19 protein-coding genes are annotated in these 13,462 nt (G+C 61.6%); 13 read left to right on the forward strand and 6 right to left on the reverse strand.

All coding sequences use genetic code 11. The features are described from left to right. Positions 1–79 precede the first annotated feature (79 nt). A complete protein-coding gene (locus H6F58_RS01575) occupies positions 80–454 on the forward strand; it encodes a VOC family protein (RefSeq protein WP_146276643.1) in 375 nt (124 codons plus the stop codon). A 127-nt stretch (positions 455–581) separates the two neighbouring features. On the opposite strand, the gene H6F58_RS01580 is transcribed toward H6F58_RS01575, so the two are convergent. Together H6F58_RS01580 and H6F58_RS17900 are read right to left on the reverse strand one after the other, a co-directional pair. Continuing rightward, the gene (locus H6F58_RS01580) at positions 582–1,397 is read right to left on the reverse strand and encodes a GNAT family N-acetyltransferase (protein ID WP_206693384.1); all 816 of its coding nucleotides are present in this window, start codon (positions 1,395–1,397) and stop codon (positions 582–584) included. A gap of 24 nt (positions 1,398–1,421) precedes the next feature. Then, a complete protein-coding gene (locus H6F58_RS17900; RefSeq protein WP_186467963.1) occupies positions 1,422–1,616 on the reverse strand; it encodes a hypothetical protein in 195 nt (64 codons plus the stop codon). Between the two features lie 919 nt (positions 1,617–2,535). Here H6F58_RS17900 and H6F58_RS01585 point away from each other — a divergent pair. The 5 genes from H6F58_RS01585 to H6F58_RS01595 all read left to right on the forward strand — a co-directional run bounded on the left by H6F58_RS01585 (position 2,536) and on the right by H6F58_RS01595 (position 5,458). Then, on the forward strand, positions 2,536–3,732 hold the full coding sequence (locus H6F58_RS01585; protein ID WP_171920466.1) for an IS110 family transposase: 1,197 nt from the start codon (positions 2,536–2,538) through the stop codon (positions 3,730–3,732). A gap of 98 nt (positions 3,733–3,830) precedes the next feature. Beyond that, positions 3,831–4,193, forward strand: coding sequence for a metalloregulator ArsR/SmtB family transcription factor (locus tag H6F58_RS01590; RefSeq protein WP_195180942.1), 363 nt, complete (start codon positions 3,831–3,833; stop codon positions 4,191–4,193). 27 nt (positions 4,194–4,220) lie between these two features. Continuing rightward, positions 4,221–4,373 (forward strand): hypothetical protein, encoded by a 153-nt coding sequence (locus H6F58_RS18060; protein ID WP_244652223.1) that lies wholly within the window; start codon positions 4,221–4,223, stop codon positions 4,371–4,373. After that, positions 4,370–4,579 carry a hypothetical protein gene (locus H6F58_RS18065; protein WP_244652224.1) on the forward strand — a complete coding sequence of 70 codons (210 nt, stop codon included), beginning with the start codon at positions 4,370–4,372 and terminating at the stop codon, positions 4,577–4,579. The genes H6F58_RS18060 and H6F58_RS18065 overlap by 4 nt, the downstream gene beginning before the upstream one ends. Positions 4,580–4,624: 45 nt before the next feature. Beyond that, on the forward strand, positions 4,625–5,458 hold the full coding sequence (locus H6F58_RS01595; protein ID WP_244652225.1) for a hypothetical protein: 834 nt from the start codon (positions 4,625–4,627) through the stop codon (positions 5,456–5,458). Between the two features lie 292 nt (positions 5,459–5,750). On the opposite strand, the gene H6F58_RS01600 is transcribed toward H6F58_RS01595, so the two are convergent. Together H6F58_RS01600 and H6F58_RS01605 are read right to left on the reverse strand one after the other, a co-directional pair. Continuing rightward, complete coding sequence (locus tag H6F58_RS01600) at positions 5,751–6,425, reverse strand: hypothetical protein (protein ID WP_195180943.1); 675 nt, start codon at positions 6,423–6,425, stop codon at positions 5,751–5,753. After that, positions 6,422–6,832: a DUF4383 domain-containing protein gene (locus H6F58_RS01605; RefSeq protein ID WP_060703514.1), complete on the reverse strand. Its 411-nt coding sequence runs from the start codon at positions 6,830–6,832 to the stop codon at positions 6,422–6,424. Before H6F58_RS01605 ends, H6F58_RS01600 begins: the two co-directional genes overlap by 4 nt. Before the next feature lie 334 nt (positions 6,833–7,166). Here H6F58_RS01605 and H6F58_RS01610 point away from each other — a divergent pair, with 334 nt between their 5' ends. After that, a complete protein-coding gene (locus H6F58_RS01610; protein WP_195180944.1) occupies positions 7,167–8,543 on the forward strand; it encodes an NAD-dependent succinate-semialdehyde dehydrogenase in 1,377 nt (458 codons plus the stop codon). A gap of 298 nt (positions 8,544–8,841) precedes the next feature. Here H6F58_RS01610 and H6F58_RS18360 read toward each other — a convergent pair whose 3' ends face one another. Then, positions 8,842–9,000 (reverse strand): hypothetical protein, encoded by a 159-nt coding sequence (locus H6F58_RS18360; RefSeq protein ID WP_308219415.1) that lies wholly within the window; start codon positions 8,998–9,000, stop codon positions 8,842–8,844. A gap of 274 nt (positions 9,001–9,274) precedes the next feature. Between H6F58_RS18360 and H6F58_RS01620 the strand changes: the two genes are divergently transcribed. After that, positions 9,275–10,375, forward strand: coding sequence for a hypothetical protein (locus H6F58_RS01620; protein WP_195180945.1), 1,101 nt, complete (start codon positions 9,275–9,277; stop codon positions 10,373–10,375). A 9-nt stretch (positions 10,376–10,384) separates the two neighbouring features. Here the strand turns inward: H6F58_RS01620 and H6F58_RS01625 are convergent, their stop codons facing one another. Beyond that, positions 10,385–11,275 carry an SDR family oxidoreductase gene (locus tag H6F58_RS01625; protein WP_195180946.1) on the reverse strand — a complete coding sequence of 297 codons (891 nt, stop codon included), beginning with the start codon at positions 11,273–11,275 and terminating at the stop codon, positions 10,385–10,387. Positions 11,276–11,555: 280 nt separating this feature from the next. On the opposite strand from H6F58_RS01625, the gene H6F58_RS01630 reads away from it, so the two are divergent. The 5 genes from H6F58_RS01630 to H6F58_RS01645 all read left to right on the forward strand — a co-directional run bounded on the left by H6F58_RS01630 (position 11,556) and on the right by H6F58_RS01645 (position 13,450). After that, complete coding sequence (locus H6F58_RS01630) at positions 11,556–11,822, forward strand: Rho termination factor N-terminal domain-containing protein (RefSeq protein ID WP_195180947.1); 267 nt, start codon at positions 11,556–11,558, stop codon at positions 11,820–11,822. A gap of 27 nt (positions 11,823–11,849) precedes the next feature. Then, positions 11,850–11,981, forward strand: coding sequence for a hypothetical protein (locus H6F58_RS18275; protein ID WP_257745549.1), 132 nt, complete (start codon positions 11,850–11,852; stop codon positions 11,979–11,981). 27 nt (positions 11,982–12,008) lie between these two features. Beyond that, positions 12,009–12,254, forward strand: coding sequence for a hypothetical protein (locus H6F58_RS01635; protein ID WP_146276633.1), 246 nt, complete (start codon positions 12,009–12,011; stop codon positions 12,252–12,254). Positions 12,255–12,475: 221 nt separating this feature from the next. After that, entirely contained in the window at positions 12,476–12,760 is a 285-nt protein-coding gene (locus H6F58_RS01640) for a hypothetical protein (protein ID WP_195180948.1), read from the forward strand. Positions 12,761–12,868: 108 nt separating this feature from the next. After that, positions 12,869–13,450: an isochorismatase family protein gene (locus H6F58_RS01645; RefSeq protein WP_195180949.1), complete on the forward strand. Its 582-nt coding sequence runs from the start codon at positions 12,869–12,871 to the stop codon at positions 13,448–13,450. Positions 13,451–13,462: the final 12 nt, after the last annotated feature.

The following is a 13,462-nucleotide window of genomic DNA, read 5'->3' on the forward strand; positions in this document are numbered from 1 at the left end:
GTTCCACGAAAAACATGCGCGCCGGAACCGGGGCCAGCAAGCCGTCCGCGCCACACCGGATATCCAAGGCAGGGACAACATGAGATTTCGGCATTTGACTATCGACTGCGTTGAACCGTACGCCCTGGCGGTCTATTGGAGCCAGCTGACCGGTTGGCCTATCTCGGAGGTTGATGTTCCAGGTGATTCAGAGGTGCTCATCGAGGCCCCCGCTCCGCTGCCGGGCTTGTTGTTCATCAGGGTGCCTGAAGCGAAATCGGTGAAAAACCGGGTGCACATTGACTGGCAGCCCACCGGCCGCAGCCGAGATGACGAGGTGGAGCGTGCGGTGTCCCTGGGCGCGTCGATCCATGAAGACCACCGTTCAGCAGATGGACGCGGGTGGGTGACCCTGCATGATCCCGAAGGGAACGAATTCTGCATAGAGCGGAGCGAAACCGAATTGGCTCGTTGACGCGGGTTGGCCCTTGCCTATCGCGCTTCGGATAGCGAGATTCTCTCGACTATGCCCCTTATACGCAACATGGGATCGCGGACCTGTGCAAGCGGTGCAGTCTTGAGGGCCGCTCGGACCACTTTGATCAGGGGTTGAGCGCGTACTCGGCGAAGTGGCCGCATTCGCTGAATCCAAGGCGCCGGTAGACGGGTTCTCCGTCGTGGGACGCTTGTAGCACTGCGGTGTCGTAGCCGGCAGTGCGGGCAGTGTGCAAGGCGGCCAAGGTGATGGCTGTTCCGTATCCTTGGCGGCGTTCCGATTGCAGTGTTGAGATGTTGTAGATGCCGGCGACTCGGGCGTGGAGGAAGACTTCTGCCGAGCAGACCGGGTGGCCGTTGGCATAGCCGACCAAATAGCGGGCTGGTGCATCGGCGGACAGCGCAGTTGCCGAGGCGCGGGCGTAGAAGCCCTGCACCGTGGTGGCCGGCGGGTTCCAATTGGCCGAGAGCACGGTTGCGTAGTCGGCGAGTTCCTCAGGGGTGCTCACTAGGCGGATGTCCAGGCCTGCGTCGTGGGCTTGGGGGAGCGCTCCGCGCAGGTCTTTCCACATGCCGGTCTCAGTTTCAGAGGCTTCCAGCCCGGCGTTTTCGAGGTGCTCGGCCAGATTGCCGGGTGTGCTGGCCGGGCCGACCCACCAGGAAAATGGACGTCCATCAGAAGCCAGGCGCTGAAGTGTCTGCGCGATGCGGGTGGGCGCGGTCGCTGCGGTGAATCGGGCGGCGGCGATGATGTTGAAGGTGTCGTCGTCGAGGCCGCTATCAGCGATCATCAGGTCGCTGGTTTCAATGACTGTTGCGCCGTCCATGCTGCGGTGAAGGTGGCAGGCGTGCTCGGCCAGGTTCTGTTCCATGGCGAGTCGAGGATCGGTCCTGCCGGGTGATGATTGCTTATCGCGTTCCATGATTATCCATACTAGACATCCAGGTTAGGCGGCCTCCTTGGGGAACCACGAAAAACTGGATGATTCCGGATACGCGCCATCCCAGGCGTTCCGTCTCTTGCCAGCGTGCTCCAGCAACGGCCGCGCGGATTTTGCAGCGAGGCAGGATAGCAGGGAGAGGAATCGGCAGGTTTCAGCAACGCCAAAGGCATCGCCTTCCTCCAAAAGTAGTATTGACATGAATCAATAATTAATGAATTTAGCCCTTCCACTAGTTATTAAATAGAAAGTCATTCAGTTAAAACCGTAATATTTGCGAATATTGGTCAAGAGTTCGCTTCCGGTTGCTAGATTCCCTTACATCAACACCTGTTGATACATCGCGAATCGCTCGACCTCAGATACGGAGAACATCATGGAATTGATCAACACTCTGCTTGAAATCATCAAAGGCCTTCTCGGTGGCTTGGGTGGCTAGAGTAAACCTCTAGAGCTTGCTTCGAGGGGTCCTGCACCATTAGCGGTGCAGGACCCCTCTGCGTTGTTGGTGCATGCCGGCAGCCCGGCAGTCGCCGATTCCGGAAACGTTATTCGAGCCTCGGGCCAGCACCCCGTGGTGTCCTTCCGTGGTAGTTGAGAATCCAGCTCTAAGGAGCTTGTGGCCGCTCATTTGGCTATCCGCGCCGACTGACTAAAGGATGTCCCCTGCGCAATGCGGGAATCGGGTCGTTAGCGGAGCTGTGGAATCTGGGCAATTCTCGAGCCGCCCGGCGGTCTCCACGACTGGTCAAACTAGCCGCGCGCGACGAGCGCCATTTGGAGCCGATCTGATTGCTGATTGCTGGCGCTGCTGCCCGCCGCCCCTCTGCATGTCGAGGCCTGTGCAAGTACGGCGTTCTTCAGTTTCCCCGTTATGTTGTTGACAGCCCCTAAAAGAGGATCATAGGGACTGTCGGCCGACCAATCTCGGCATGGTGTCTTGCCCCTGCTTAGCCAATAGTCCGGGGGGTGCTGCCACCGAGATTGGGATGGCAGCAGGGTGATTGCTGATTAGGGGCGCGGCGCCAAAACTGGACGCCTGTCATAACGTGGATGTAAGACTTTGCTACCTGCGGTTGGTCGACTTTGAACAAAAAACTAGTTCAAGGGAGCACTAGTCATGATCACCTCAGACGTGGACATTTTCCTCGGGCTCGACGTCGGGAAAACAGACCATTGGGCGTGCGCCGTCACCAAAGACGGCACCAAAATCTGGAACAAGACCCTGCCCAATGACGAAGCCAAACTGGTCTCGGTCTATCAAAAACTCATGACTCAAGGCACCGTGCTGGTGGTCGTGGATCAGCCAGCCACCATCGGCGCCCTGGCCGTTGCCGTCGCCCAGCACCTCGGCATTCCGGTGGCCTACCTACCTGGGCTGACCATGCGACGCATCGCAGACATGTATCCCGGCACGGCGAAAACAGACGAAAAGGACGCCTTCATCATCGCTGACGCGGCCCGCACCATGCCCCACACGCTACGCAGCATCCAAGTCTCTGACGAAGACGAAGCCACCCTGGGCATGCTCACCGGATTCGACTTGGATCTAGCACGGCAGATCACCCAAACCAGCAACAGAATCCGCGGGTTGTTCACCCAAATCCACCCGCCACTAGAACGGATCCTCGGTCCCTGGCTGGAACACGACGCGGTGCTCGAAGTCCTCGCCTCCTGGCCGACACCGGCGCAACTGAAGCATGCCGGCAAAGCGCGGATCGACGCGAAGCTGAAAAAGCAGGGAGCCCGCCGGCACACTGCCTGGGCCGGAGCCATCATGGACGCGCTCTATGAGCAAACAGTGGTCGTGGTCGGCACCGACGCCGCAGGACTAGTCATCCCGCACCTGGCCCGGCAACTAATCTCGTTGCACGCCCAGCGTGTAGATGTAGCCACGCACTTGGAAACCATGGTGGAGGCCCACCCTCTTTACCAGGTCCTGACATCCATGCCAGGGGTCGCCGTCAGGACCGCAGCGATCATCATCGCCGAGACCTCCGGCAAGACCTTCCCCAGCGCCGCAGCGTTGTCCTCCTACGCCGGCCTGGCACCAACCACGCGCCAGTCGGGCACTTCGATCAAGTCCGAGCGCGTCAGCCATTCAGGCAACAAACGGCTGAAGCGAGCCCTCTTCCTCTCGGCGTTCGCATCGATCAGATTCGATCCAACCTGCCGGGCCTATTATGACCGGAAACGAGCCCAGGGCAAGCGTCATAACCAAGCTCTGATCGCACTGGCCCACCGACGACTCACGGTCCTGTTCGCCATGATCCGGGACGGCTCACTCTATGATGTTCCGGAACTAAAAATTGCTTGACACAGAACATAGGGGCACCCCCCCGTTGCAGCATCTTCGGGCGGCCGTCTGTCAGATCTCGGGTTATATTTAATTCCCACTAATGTTGTTGTATTAGCATGAATGCGGATAATAAGGGCTGCGGGCTGGACCCGTCCTCTAAATACGTTGACCTGGTCGCCGAGGTCTTCGGAATCCTTTCCGATGTCACGCGCATCAAGATCGTGCTGGGGCTTCGCCGCGCTGGTGAGCTGTCAGTCAGCTCGATTGCCGAGCTTGTCGAGAAGAGCCCCTCCGGAGTGTCACAGCACCTGGCTCGGCTGCGCATGGCCCGCATGGTCACGACCCGCCAGGAAGGGACCATAGTGCTATACCAGCTGGCAAACGGTCACGCTGCCACGCTGGTAGCCGAAGCGGTCAAGCAAGCCGAGCATTCCGTAGCCAACGGACTTCCTCCCCATCACCATCAGCCACAGGGCTGAGGCAGATCCCCCGCGTTAGGCATTGTGATGCTCGAAGTTCTGCGCAACCGTCCCTACGCCAAGCTCTTCAGCGCCCAGGTCATCGCGCTGCTCGGCACGGGACTGCTCAACGTGGCCTGGGGCTTCTGGCTTTTGGCGTGGCCGGCAACCAAGCTGGCCGGGTGCCCGGCTTGGCCATGACCATTAAGATGGCCGCCTATGTCCTTGTCACTCCGTTGATCAGCGCCATCGCGGCCCACATTCCGCGCAAGCCGCTGCTTATCGGATCCGACGCCATCCGCGCAGTGATTGCGGTATGCCTGCCATTCGTCAGCGAGGCCTGGCAGATCTATGTGCTGATCTTCGTGCTGCAATCGGCCTCTGCCACTTTCACGCCGGCGTTCTAGGCCATCATTCCCTCGATACTTCCTGATGAACGCGAGTACACCCGGGTGCTGTCGCTTTCCCGTCTGGCCTATGACATGGAATCGCTGATCAGTCCGCTGTTGGCCACGCTCCTGCTGGCCGCCACGAGCTATCACAGCCTCTTCTTGGGAACGGTTCTCGGGTTTTCCTGCTCCGCGGTGCTGGTCTCAGTTACGGAATTCCCGGAGAGCATGGCGCCAGGCAACACCAAATTCTTCCATCGGTTCACTGGAGGCGTGCAGGCATTCTGGGCCCGTCCCGAACTGCGCAGCTTGAAGGCGTTGAATCTGGTGGTGGCCGCGACTACAGCCATGGTCATTGTCAACACGGTGGTCCTGGTGCAAGGCGGGCACGGCCGCTCCCAGACGCATTCCGCTCTGCTGCTCGGTGCCTATGGCGCCGGATCGATGATGGTGGCTTTGACCGTACCCGGCTTGCTGGATCGTTTCCCCGACCGCCGGGTCATGCTCTGCGGTGCAGACTGCTTGCCCCTGCTGCTTTTGGCTGCATCCGGCACAATCCATTGGGGGCGGGGGACAAGCCAGTGGATTGCGCTGATGGCCACCTGGCTGCTGATCGGCGCCGCGATCGCGACAATTCTCACCCCTTCCTCGTGGCTGCTTCGGCGCAACAGCACAGAACAGAACCGGCCGGGCATCTTCGCGGCCCAAATCTCGCTGTCGCACGCGTGCTTCCTGATCACCTACCCCTTGGCAGGAGCAACGGGAGCGGTGCTCGGGCTTGCCGAAACGGCACTCGTCCTCGTGACCATAGGCCTGCTGGGCTCAGTCCTCGCCGTCTTTTCCTGGCGAAGCGGCATTGAGCCCTGCACCTTGGATGCCTCCACGGGAATCAGCTAGCTGGCCAGATGGCCCGCTCCAAGGCGCCAGGATGGAATCAGTCGGGATTGAACTGGCTGGTGTCCACCTGGTCCGGATCCTGGTCCTCGGGCTGCTGCTCAACATCAAGCTGATGGCCGTCATGATCATGTAGATGTTGGGACGGTGAGAGAGGCTCGAAGAGTGGCCACACAGGTGTGGCCGTCCGCGGAATCTTCGGGACTGCCCCAAAGCAGTCCCGATTCCGGAGGTGGCAGTTCCCAGTTGTTCGCCACGAGTGGGTAGCGCTGGAACATGGGAACTAGAGTCATGGCTAGTGGTGGTGTTCTTCCTGCTTCATCTTGTCGATGATGCCCGGCTCAATGCCTTCCGTATGGTGGGCTCCATGCTCAGAATGCGGTACCGCCAGATGGCCCGCGGCGGAGGCCGCTAATCCCATACTGGCGATCGTGGACACCACCACCGATGCGGCAAATATGCCTCCGACCACTGCTAGGCTGCCGGACCGAGCGGGTCCGCGTGTCGATTTGCGTTGCCGTTTTCGCTGCCACATGATGGCTGCGACTACAGATAGCTCCAGCAATAGCAGGGAAACGACGGTGAGATCCAGGAATTTCTCCCTTCCCGGGATTCCCGCAAGACCCAGGGCGATGCTGGCCAGATGCGCTAGCGAGACTACCGCCAGGCAGCGAACCGCGATCTTCGGCGCTGGCGCTGATGACTTGCGCAGGCTGGCCACGGAGTAGATCAGTGCTAGCCCCGCCCAGGTGGCGGACGCTATGGCGCCGAGCCACACCCACCAGGGAGCCGTGGTGGCTTCGACCGAGAACCTTGATGCCAAGCTGGAGGAGGATGCCGCGGCCAGAGCCGCGATGCCCAGTCCAGCGATTCCCGCGTAGATGCCGCCGATGGCACCGAAGCCTGCCACCGCACCTTGCCTTTGGACGGTGGGTTCGATGGCAGGCTGCCGGCCTAGTCGGGAATTCATGACCGTGCAGTACGTGCTACGGGTGCTTTGTCCTGGGACAGGCCCACCGACAACAGGACGATCGCGCTGGCCAGGTGCAGGACGTTATCGGCACCGTTCAGGGCAATGATGTTCAGGGACGTCGATGCTAGGAAGAGCCCCAAGATGCCCACCAGAAGGTAGACGGCGCCCACGGTCGAGTTGGCGAGTTTGGACGCCCTCACGGATCCGAGCCCGGCGATGAGCAGTACTGCGCCAATGGCCAGGTGGATGACGTTGTGCAGTGGGTTGACCTCGAAAATGATCAACTTGCCACCCTCTGTGGCGAAGAAATCCACGCCCGCGGTGACGAGGAACCCGAGCAAGCCGACGAGGAGGTATACAGCTCCGAAAGTCGTTGCGAGCAAGCGATTAGGTGATGTGCGCATTGCAATCAGTCCTTCCTGGGACGCGGAGTGGATTCCGCGTCGAGTTGTGCAGGTTCCGGAACGAACCCTGTAGAAGTACTTCGGAGAACCCGCGGCAGTGGATTGGGTGCCGCTGAATTTATTTGCCTGCATGGTTGCTGCTGGTGCCTCGGCTGCACCAGGTTCTGCTGTGGGCAAATAGGCGAGGTGGGTTACGGGCTCGGGGCTCAATCTGGAAGGGCGGGCGTTCGCCAGCTACGAACATGGCCCGTTATTTGGGAAAATGCCTATGGTGCGCCCCCGCGAAATGACAGTGTTGGAAGCAAGCACAACAACTCTGAGGAACAGGAGCAGCATGAGCATGTACGCAGTGACCAATCCAGCTACCGGTGAAATCGAAGCAGAATTTGCCACGGCCAGCGATGAGCAAATCCAACAGGCCTTATCCAGCACGGATCAGGCCTATCAGGCATGGTCGGTGTCCGCGCTGGATGATCGAGTAGCCTTGCTCAACCGTGTGGCGGACATCTACGAGACCCGCGCGGACGAGCTCGCGGCGATCATCACCCGGGAAATGGGCAAGCCCATCAAGCAGTCGCTGGGTGAAATCAGCATCGTGGTGGCGATCTACCGCTACTACGCGAAGAACGGCCCGAAATTCCTGGAGGACGAAGAGCTGGAGATCGCTTCCGGCGGCCGCGCCCTGGTACGCAAGGAATCCGTGGGTGTGCTGCTGGGGATCATGCCGTGGAACTTCCCGTACTACCAGGTGGCCCGGTTCGCCGCTCCCAACCTGATGAACGGCAACACCATCCTGCTCAAGCATGCCCCGCAATGTCCGGAATCGGCGCTGGCCATGGAGCAAATCTTCCAGGAGGCAGGTGCGCCACAGGGCGCGTACGTGAATATCTTTGCCACCAATGACCAGGTTGCAGACATCATTGCCGACCGCCGGGTGCAGGGAGTTTCGCTGACTGGTTCGGAGCGAGCTGGTTCGGCGGTGGCGGAAATCGCCGGGCGCCACCTTAAGAAGGTCGTGCTTGAGCTGGGTGGTTCTGACCCGTTCCTGGTGTTCGCGGACGCCGACATCGCCCGCACCGCCAAGCTGGGGATGCGCGCACGATTCGGGAATACCGGCCAGGCTTGCAATGCGGCCAAGCGCTTCATCGTCGACTCCTCGGTCTACGAGGAATTCTCAGCGGCGTTGGTGGACCAGGTGGCCGGCATGAAGGTCGGGGATCCGACCCAGGGTGAAAACTTCCTCGGACCGCTGTCCTCGGCCGCGGCGCGCGATGGCCTGGCGGCCCAGGTCCAGGACGCCATCGACAAGGGTGCGACGGTGTTGGCCGGCGGCAAGCAGGTAGAAGGGCCTGGCGCCTTCTACGAGCCAACCATCTTGGCCGGGGTCACCGAGCAGATGCGTGCCTTCTCCGAGGAACTCTTCGGCCCGGTGGCGGTCTTATACAAGGTGCACGGCGAGAACGAAGCCGTTGAACTGGCCAACAACACCGATTACGGGCTGGGTGCCTCCATCCACACCCAGGATCTGGAGCGGGCCGAGCGCATTGCCGCCCGGTTGAGCAGCGGCATGGTGGCCATCAATGAGCCTTCGGCGTCCTCTCCTGAGTTGCCTTTTGGCGGGGTGAAGCGTTCTGGCATCGGACGTGAGCTGGGTAAGTACGGGATGGATGAATTCATCAACCGCAAGCTGGTGAAAATCGCCGGACGCTAGATCGCACCATGAGCTGCAGCGCTCCGGTGAAGTGCAAGACACCCTTGCTTCACCGGAGCGCCGCCGCGTGAATTCCGGTTCTTCGTCCTAGAGACCGAGCGGCTGCCTCAGGCGCGCGACGTGGCCCTTGGCATCCACCACTTATTCAATCTGGGAAATCTTCGCGTGCGGATCGATCACCGCGGTGGAGCACAGGGTGCCAGAAAAAATCTTGTCGCGAATAGTCTTTACCCCGAAGGAACCGTAGGCCTTGCCCACGGCATTGTCCGGGTGTGACAGGAGGGGGAAGTTAGGGGATTCATCGTCGGCGAAGCTGGCTGAAGAGTCGGGGCTTCGGGGAAGTACCCAGCACCGCGTAGCCAGCGGCCTGCAGCGAGCCCAGGTTGTCGCGGAAGTCGCAGGCCTCGGTCATGCAGCCGGAGTGGCGGGCTTGGGCTAGAAGTAGACGATGACGCATTGCCCTGCGTGGTCGGCCAGCGAGACGGTCATTCGGCGCGCGTCGTCGAGGCTGAAGGCTGGTGCGGCATCGACAGGGGCCAGGGCAGCGGTGGACTAGGAGATGATCTCCAACTTTCTTATTGCGGAATTTTTATTTTCACTCTAACCCCAGGGTAGATGGGGCTGCGTCAACTTTCCTGCAAGATTGCTGGAGCGGCCTGCGGCTGTCCGAATTGCTTCCTAGGGTGGAAGAAGAAATCATTCCAGGAACACAGAGACCATCAGGGGTGCCTATGAACGTGCCAGAATCCTCGGCCTGCGTGGTCGGACTGATAGCCGACCCCGGCACAGCCGATGCCATGGCCAATCGCGTAGCCAGGCGGCTCGAAGGAGTGCTGGCGAAGCTGGAAGAGCATGAAGTCCATTGGGAGGTGCAGGTCGCACCGTTCTCCCTGCCCTTGGGAGACTCGGGCAGGGTGGCCCTGGAGGACAAGGTGCCGAAGCTGCGCGAGAAACACGGTTGGGACTACATCATCTACCTCACCGATGCACCGCATTACGTACAGCAACGGCCGGTGCGCTCGGTCGTGGCATCGGAATCCTGTTCGGCGGTGCTCTCCATGCCCAGCCTGGGACTGGCCCGGCCGCGCACCGTGGCCTCGGCACTGGCCGAGCTGGTCAAGGAATTATCCACTGGCCAGCCCCCCGGCTCGGCGCCCACACCGCTCGGGCGTGCCATAAGCGTGCACGCAAGCTGGCAGGATGCGGAAAACGAGCAGAACCGGATCTCGAGCATCGAGGGGCTGCGTGGACGGCTGCTGCTCATCGCCGGCATGGTGCGCAGCAACCGCCCCTGGAAGCTCGTTCCACGCTTGTCTTCAGCGCTGGCCGGCGCCGTGGCGACCGGAGCCTTCGGCGTGTTCTACACCAGCATCTGGTCCATGGCCGATTATCTCTCCACCCAGCGGCTGTGGCTGATCACGCTCTCCAGCATTGCGATCCTCACCCTGTGGCTGCTGCTGCATAACCGGTTGTGGGAAAGCCCCAAGGGCAGCCGCCGCCGCGAGCGCCTGGTCGTCTACAACGCCGCCACCGTGCTGACCGTGGGATTCGCCGCCGCGGCCATGTACCTGCTGATGTTCCTGGCTCTGCTGGCCGGCGCGCTGATCGTCATCGACCAGGAATACCTGGCCTACCAGCTGCGCCACGGCGTCACGCTGGCCGACTACGTGAACCTGGCATGGCTGGCATCGTCGCTGGGGACCATGGGCGGCGCCATCGGCTCCAGCTTCGAGAACGTGGAAGAAGTCCAGCGTGCCACCTTCAGCCAGCGCGAATACGAGCGGCGCAACATGGACTTCTCGATTTCCGCACCGGGCGATGAACCCAGTTAGCCCGCCTGGCTACGGCTGGTTCTTGCCGCCGTTAACGTGCATCGTGGAGCCCACCACGTAGGAAGCATCGTCGCTGGCCAGGAAAACATAGGCCGGGGCGACTTCCACCGGCTGGCCCGCGCGGCCAAGCCAGGTATCGTGCCCGAATTCCGGCAGCGCCTCGATGGGCTGGCCATCCGAAGGCTGCAGGGGAGTCCAAATGGGGCCCGGGGCCACGGCATTGACCCTGATTCCGCGCTTGGCTGCCTGGGAGGCCAATGATTTGGTGAAGTTGCTGATCGCGCCCTTGGTCGCGGCATAATCCATCAGGTGATCCGAGGGATCAAAGGCCTGGATGGACGTCGTGTTGATAATCGAGCCTCCCTCGGGCAACACCTTCAACGCGGCGCGGCTCAAGGCGAACATCGCGAAGATATTCACATCGAAGGTAGCTTCCACCTGTTCATCGCTCAGCTCTTCCAATGACTCGACGCTGATCTGCTTGCCGGCATTGTTGACCAGGATGTCCAGTCCGCCCAAGGCGGCCGATGCCTCGTCCACCAGCGAGTCGCGGTAGCCGTGGTCGCGCAGGTCGCCGGGAAGCCGGTGCACATCGATGCCCGCATCATCAAGCACCGCGGCGATCGCCTGGGCATCGGGTTCCTCGGAGGGCAGGTAGGCCAAGGCCACGTCTGCTCCTTCGCGGGCGAAAGCAATGGCCACCGCCGCCCCGATACCCGAATCGCCACCGGTGATCAGCGCCCGCTTCCCGGCGAGCCGGTCCCGGCCCTGGTAGCTGCGCTCGCCGTGATCCGCCGTGGGCTGCAGCTTTTGGTCCAGCCCCGGCTCTGGCTGGCGTTGTTCTGGCGGGCTGATGCGTTCCTTGCCGGCGCGGCTGGACTGCGGTGAATTCTCGGACATGGGGTTCCTCCTCCTAGGGAAACAGGACGCCGAAGTTGCTCGTGTGCCGGCGTCTGGGACTTCCCACCCTGCTCCCCAAGGGGGATCAGCTGAACCGGCGGCCCTGGTTTTAGCGCGAATGGCCAGCTGGCATTCGGCCGCGATCCAGCTTCCTTCCTGCTGGCGCACTTTGTGCTAGAGCGGAAGTCTGGGATTTAGCGCAAAGACTCAGGGGGCCGCTGTCCTCGGCTGCGGGTTAATGCCTACGGTAGGGTTCCACCCGCCAGCAAGGAGGATGAGAATGGCCAGCGAATCAAAGAGCAGGATCAAGGACGAAGAACTCTACGAAGAACTGCGCGACGAGGGAAACTCCAAGGCGAAGTCAGCGCGGATCGCCAATGCCGCGGCCCGGGACGGGCGTTCGGCGGTTGGCAAGCGCGGCGGAAAATCCGGCGAGTACGAAAGCTGGACCGTTCAGGAGCTGCAATCACGGGCCAAGGAAATTGGCATCGAGGGCCGCTCGAAGATGCGCAAGGCAGAACTGATCGACGCATTGCGCAATTCCTAGCCCATTCACGCAGAGAAAGGCAGGACCATGGCTGATCACGAGAATCCGGAGAACCTGGAACCCGAGGAAAACGACGAGCAGGTGGTCCGCGCAGGCCACATCAATGATGAAGACAAAGAACACACCGGGGAAGACGAAGATCGCTTCGATGCCGGATAAGCCGCTTGATGCAGGGAAGGAAATGCCATGCAGGAAAACCAGATCAATAGGAATCGTCCTCGTCCCGGGCTTTGGCTGATGGTCATCGGCGGGCTGCTGGCGGCAGGATTCGCCGTCTATGCCGTGGTGGCAGCGCCGGACAGCACCTCCGGGCCCTTATGGATCGTCGTCGGCTGGGGTGCACTGGTGTTCCTCTACGGCCTGTATCGGGCCCTGCGCGGTCGCAGCAGCGTGGATCACCCGCGAGGGGGAACCGACGCGAATGGCGTGTGACCCGGCGCTGGCGGGAGAGCCAGCACCATGACCTCCGCGAACGAACACCTCGGGAGGCCAGCGCGAAGGGAAACCTTCCGCCAGGTGCCCGGTGTGCCGGGCTTGGTGGGCCGGAGCATCCGCCGCGTGGCTGGCAACAGCTGATTAAGCATGTACCGCGGACCGCTGAAGCTGGTACCCGTTAGAAGAGCAAGCAAATAATCCGGCAAAGGAGAAGGACCATGGGAATTCTGGACAAGGCAAAAGACCTGATCGGGCATGCCACAGAGCGCTTGAAGGATCCGGACAAGGACCTGGTGGAAAAGACCTGGCCAGCCGGCCAGCCTGACGACGAGCATCTTCCCGCACAAGCCGATGGCTCCGAGGACGACGTGGAACAGGGAAATGCCCAGCCCGGACCGCAGCCGCCGCACACCGAGCCGGTGGCCGGAGCAGACCCTGAGCTCGACGATTCGATCCAGGACCAGTACGAAGCCGGGCAGAACGAAGACGAGGCCGAACGCTAGGATGCTGGCGGTCGCCGCAACGCAGGAGGTTATTGATGCCAGCTTGCCGGGCCAAGCGCTGCCGGCGATCCACCGCGCGCAGCCAGCATGGCGCGGGGAACACCTGAGATGGGCGCTACCAGCGATTTCACCCGACCTGCCCTGGTGCTGATCGACCTGCAGCAAGGATTTTTCGAAGCGCCGGAACTGGCTGCGGTGCGCGAGCGCATGCTGTCGCACTGCAACCAGCTGGCCGCCGCCGCCCGCGCATCCGGGGTCCTGGTTCTCAACGTGCGCACGGTGCACCAGGAAGACAAGTCGACCTGGACGTTGAAGATGCTCGAGGACGACCAGGGCTATCTTTTCGAGGGAACGCCGCAAGCAGCCAATCTTCAGGGGCTCGATTTATCCCTGAGCATTGAGGTGATCAAGCATCGCGATAGCGCCTTCTGGAACACCGGGCTGCTCGCGTTGCTCTCGCAGCACCGGGCCACATCCATTGCCCTGGCCGGAGTCTCGTTGGACACCTGCATCGCCGCCACTGCGGCCGATGCATTTGCGGCGAACCTGCCTGTGGCCTTGGGCATCGATGCCACTGCCTGCGCAGAGCCGGACCTGGAGCAGAGCACGCTGAAGTTCATGGCGGAACAGCACCGGCAGAAGCTGATGGACACCAGGCAGCTATGCCAGATGTTCTCCTCGGCGCACTAGCCGCCGGGAAAA

This window comes from Glutamicibacter sp. FBE19 (assembly GCF_015524875.1).
Classification (GTDB): Bacteria; Actinomycetota; Actinomycetes; order Actinomycetales; family Micrococcaceae; genus Glutamicibacter; species Glutamicibacter halophytocola.

Coding starts and splice junctions, on each gene's coding strand:
- H6F58_RS01645 (WP_195180949.1), top strand. CDS start 12,869: ATGGGCGCTACCAGCGATTTCACCCGACCTGCCCTGGTGCTGATCGAC.
- H6F58_RS01605 (WP_060703514.1), bottom strand. CDS start 6,832: ATGCGCACATCACCTAATCGCTTGCTCGCAACGACTTTCGGAGCTGTA.
- H6F58_RS01620 (WP_195180945.1), top strand. CDS start 9,275: ATGAACGTGCCAGAATCCTCGGCCTGCGTGGTCGGACTGATAGCCGAC.
- H6F58_RS01585 (WP_171920466.1), top strand. CDS start 2,536: ATGATCACCTCAGACGTGGACATTTTCCTCGGGCTCGACGTCGGGAAA.
- H6F58_RS01575 (WP_146276643.1), top strand. CDS start 80: ATGAGATTTCGGCATTTGACTATCGACTGCGTTGAACCGTACGCCCTG.
- H6F58_RS18275 (WP_257745549.1), top strand. CDS start 11,850: ATGGCTGATCACGAGAATCCGGAGAACCTGGAACCCGAGGAAAACGAC.
- H6F58_RS17900 (WP_186467963.1), bottom strand. CDS start 1,616: ATGTCAATACTACTTTTGGAGGAAGGCGATGCCTTTGGCGTTGCTGAA.
- H6F58_RS01600 (WP_195180943.1), bottom strand. CDS start 6,425: ATGAATTCCCGACTAGGCCGGCAGCCTGCCATCGAACCCACCGTCCAA.
- H6F58_RS01610 (WP_195180944.1), top strand. CDS start 7,167: ATGAGCATGTACGCAGTGACCAATCCAGCTACCGGTGAAATCGAAGCA.
- H6F58_RS01625 (WP_195180946.1), bottom strand. CDS start 11,275: ATGTCCGAGAATTCACCGCAGTCCAGCCGCGCCGGCAAGGAACGCATC.
- H6F58_RS01635 (WP_146276633.1), top strand. CDS start 12,009: ATGCAGGAAAACCAGATCAATAGGAATCGTCCTCGTCCCGGGCTTTGG.
- H6F58_RS01580 (WP_206693384.1), bottom strand. CDS start 1,397: ATGGAACGCGATAAGCAATCATCACCCGGCAGGACCGATCCTCGACTC.
- H6F58_RS18060 (WP_244652223.1), top strand. CDS start 4,221: ATGCTCGAAGTTCTGCGCAACCGTCCCTACGCCAAGCTCTTCAGCGCC.
- H6F58_RS01630 (WP_195180947.1), top strand. CDS start 11,556: ATGGCCAGCGAATCAAAGAGCAGGATCAAGGACGAAGAACTCTACGAA.
- H6F58_RS18360 (WP_308219415.1), bottom strand. CDS start 9,000: ATGCGTCATCGTCTACTTCTAGCCCAAGCCCGCCACTCCGGCTGCATG.
- H6F58_RS01640 (WP_195180948.1), top strand. CDS start 12,476: ATGGGAATTCTGGACAAGGCAAAAGACCTGATCGGGCATGCCACAGAG.
- H6F58_RS01590 (WP_195180942.1), top strand. CDS start 3,831: ATGAATGCGGATAATAAGGGCTGCGGGCTGGACCCGTCCTCTAAATAC.
- H6F58_RS18065 (WP_244652224.1), top strand. CDS start 4,370: ATGACCATTAAGATGGCCGCCTATGTCCTTGTCACTCCGTTGATCAGC.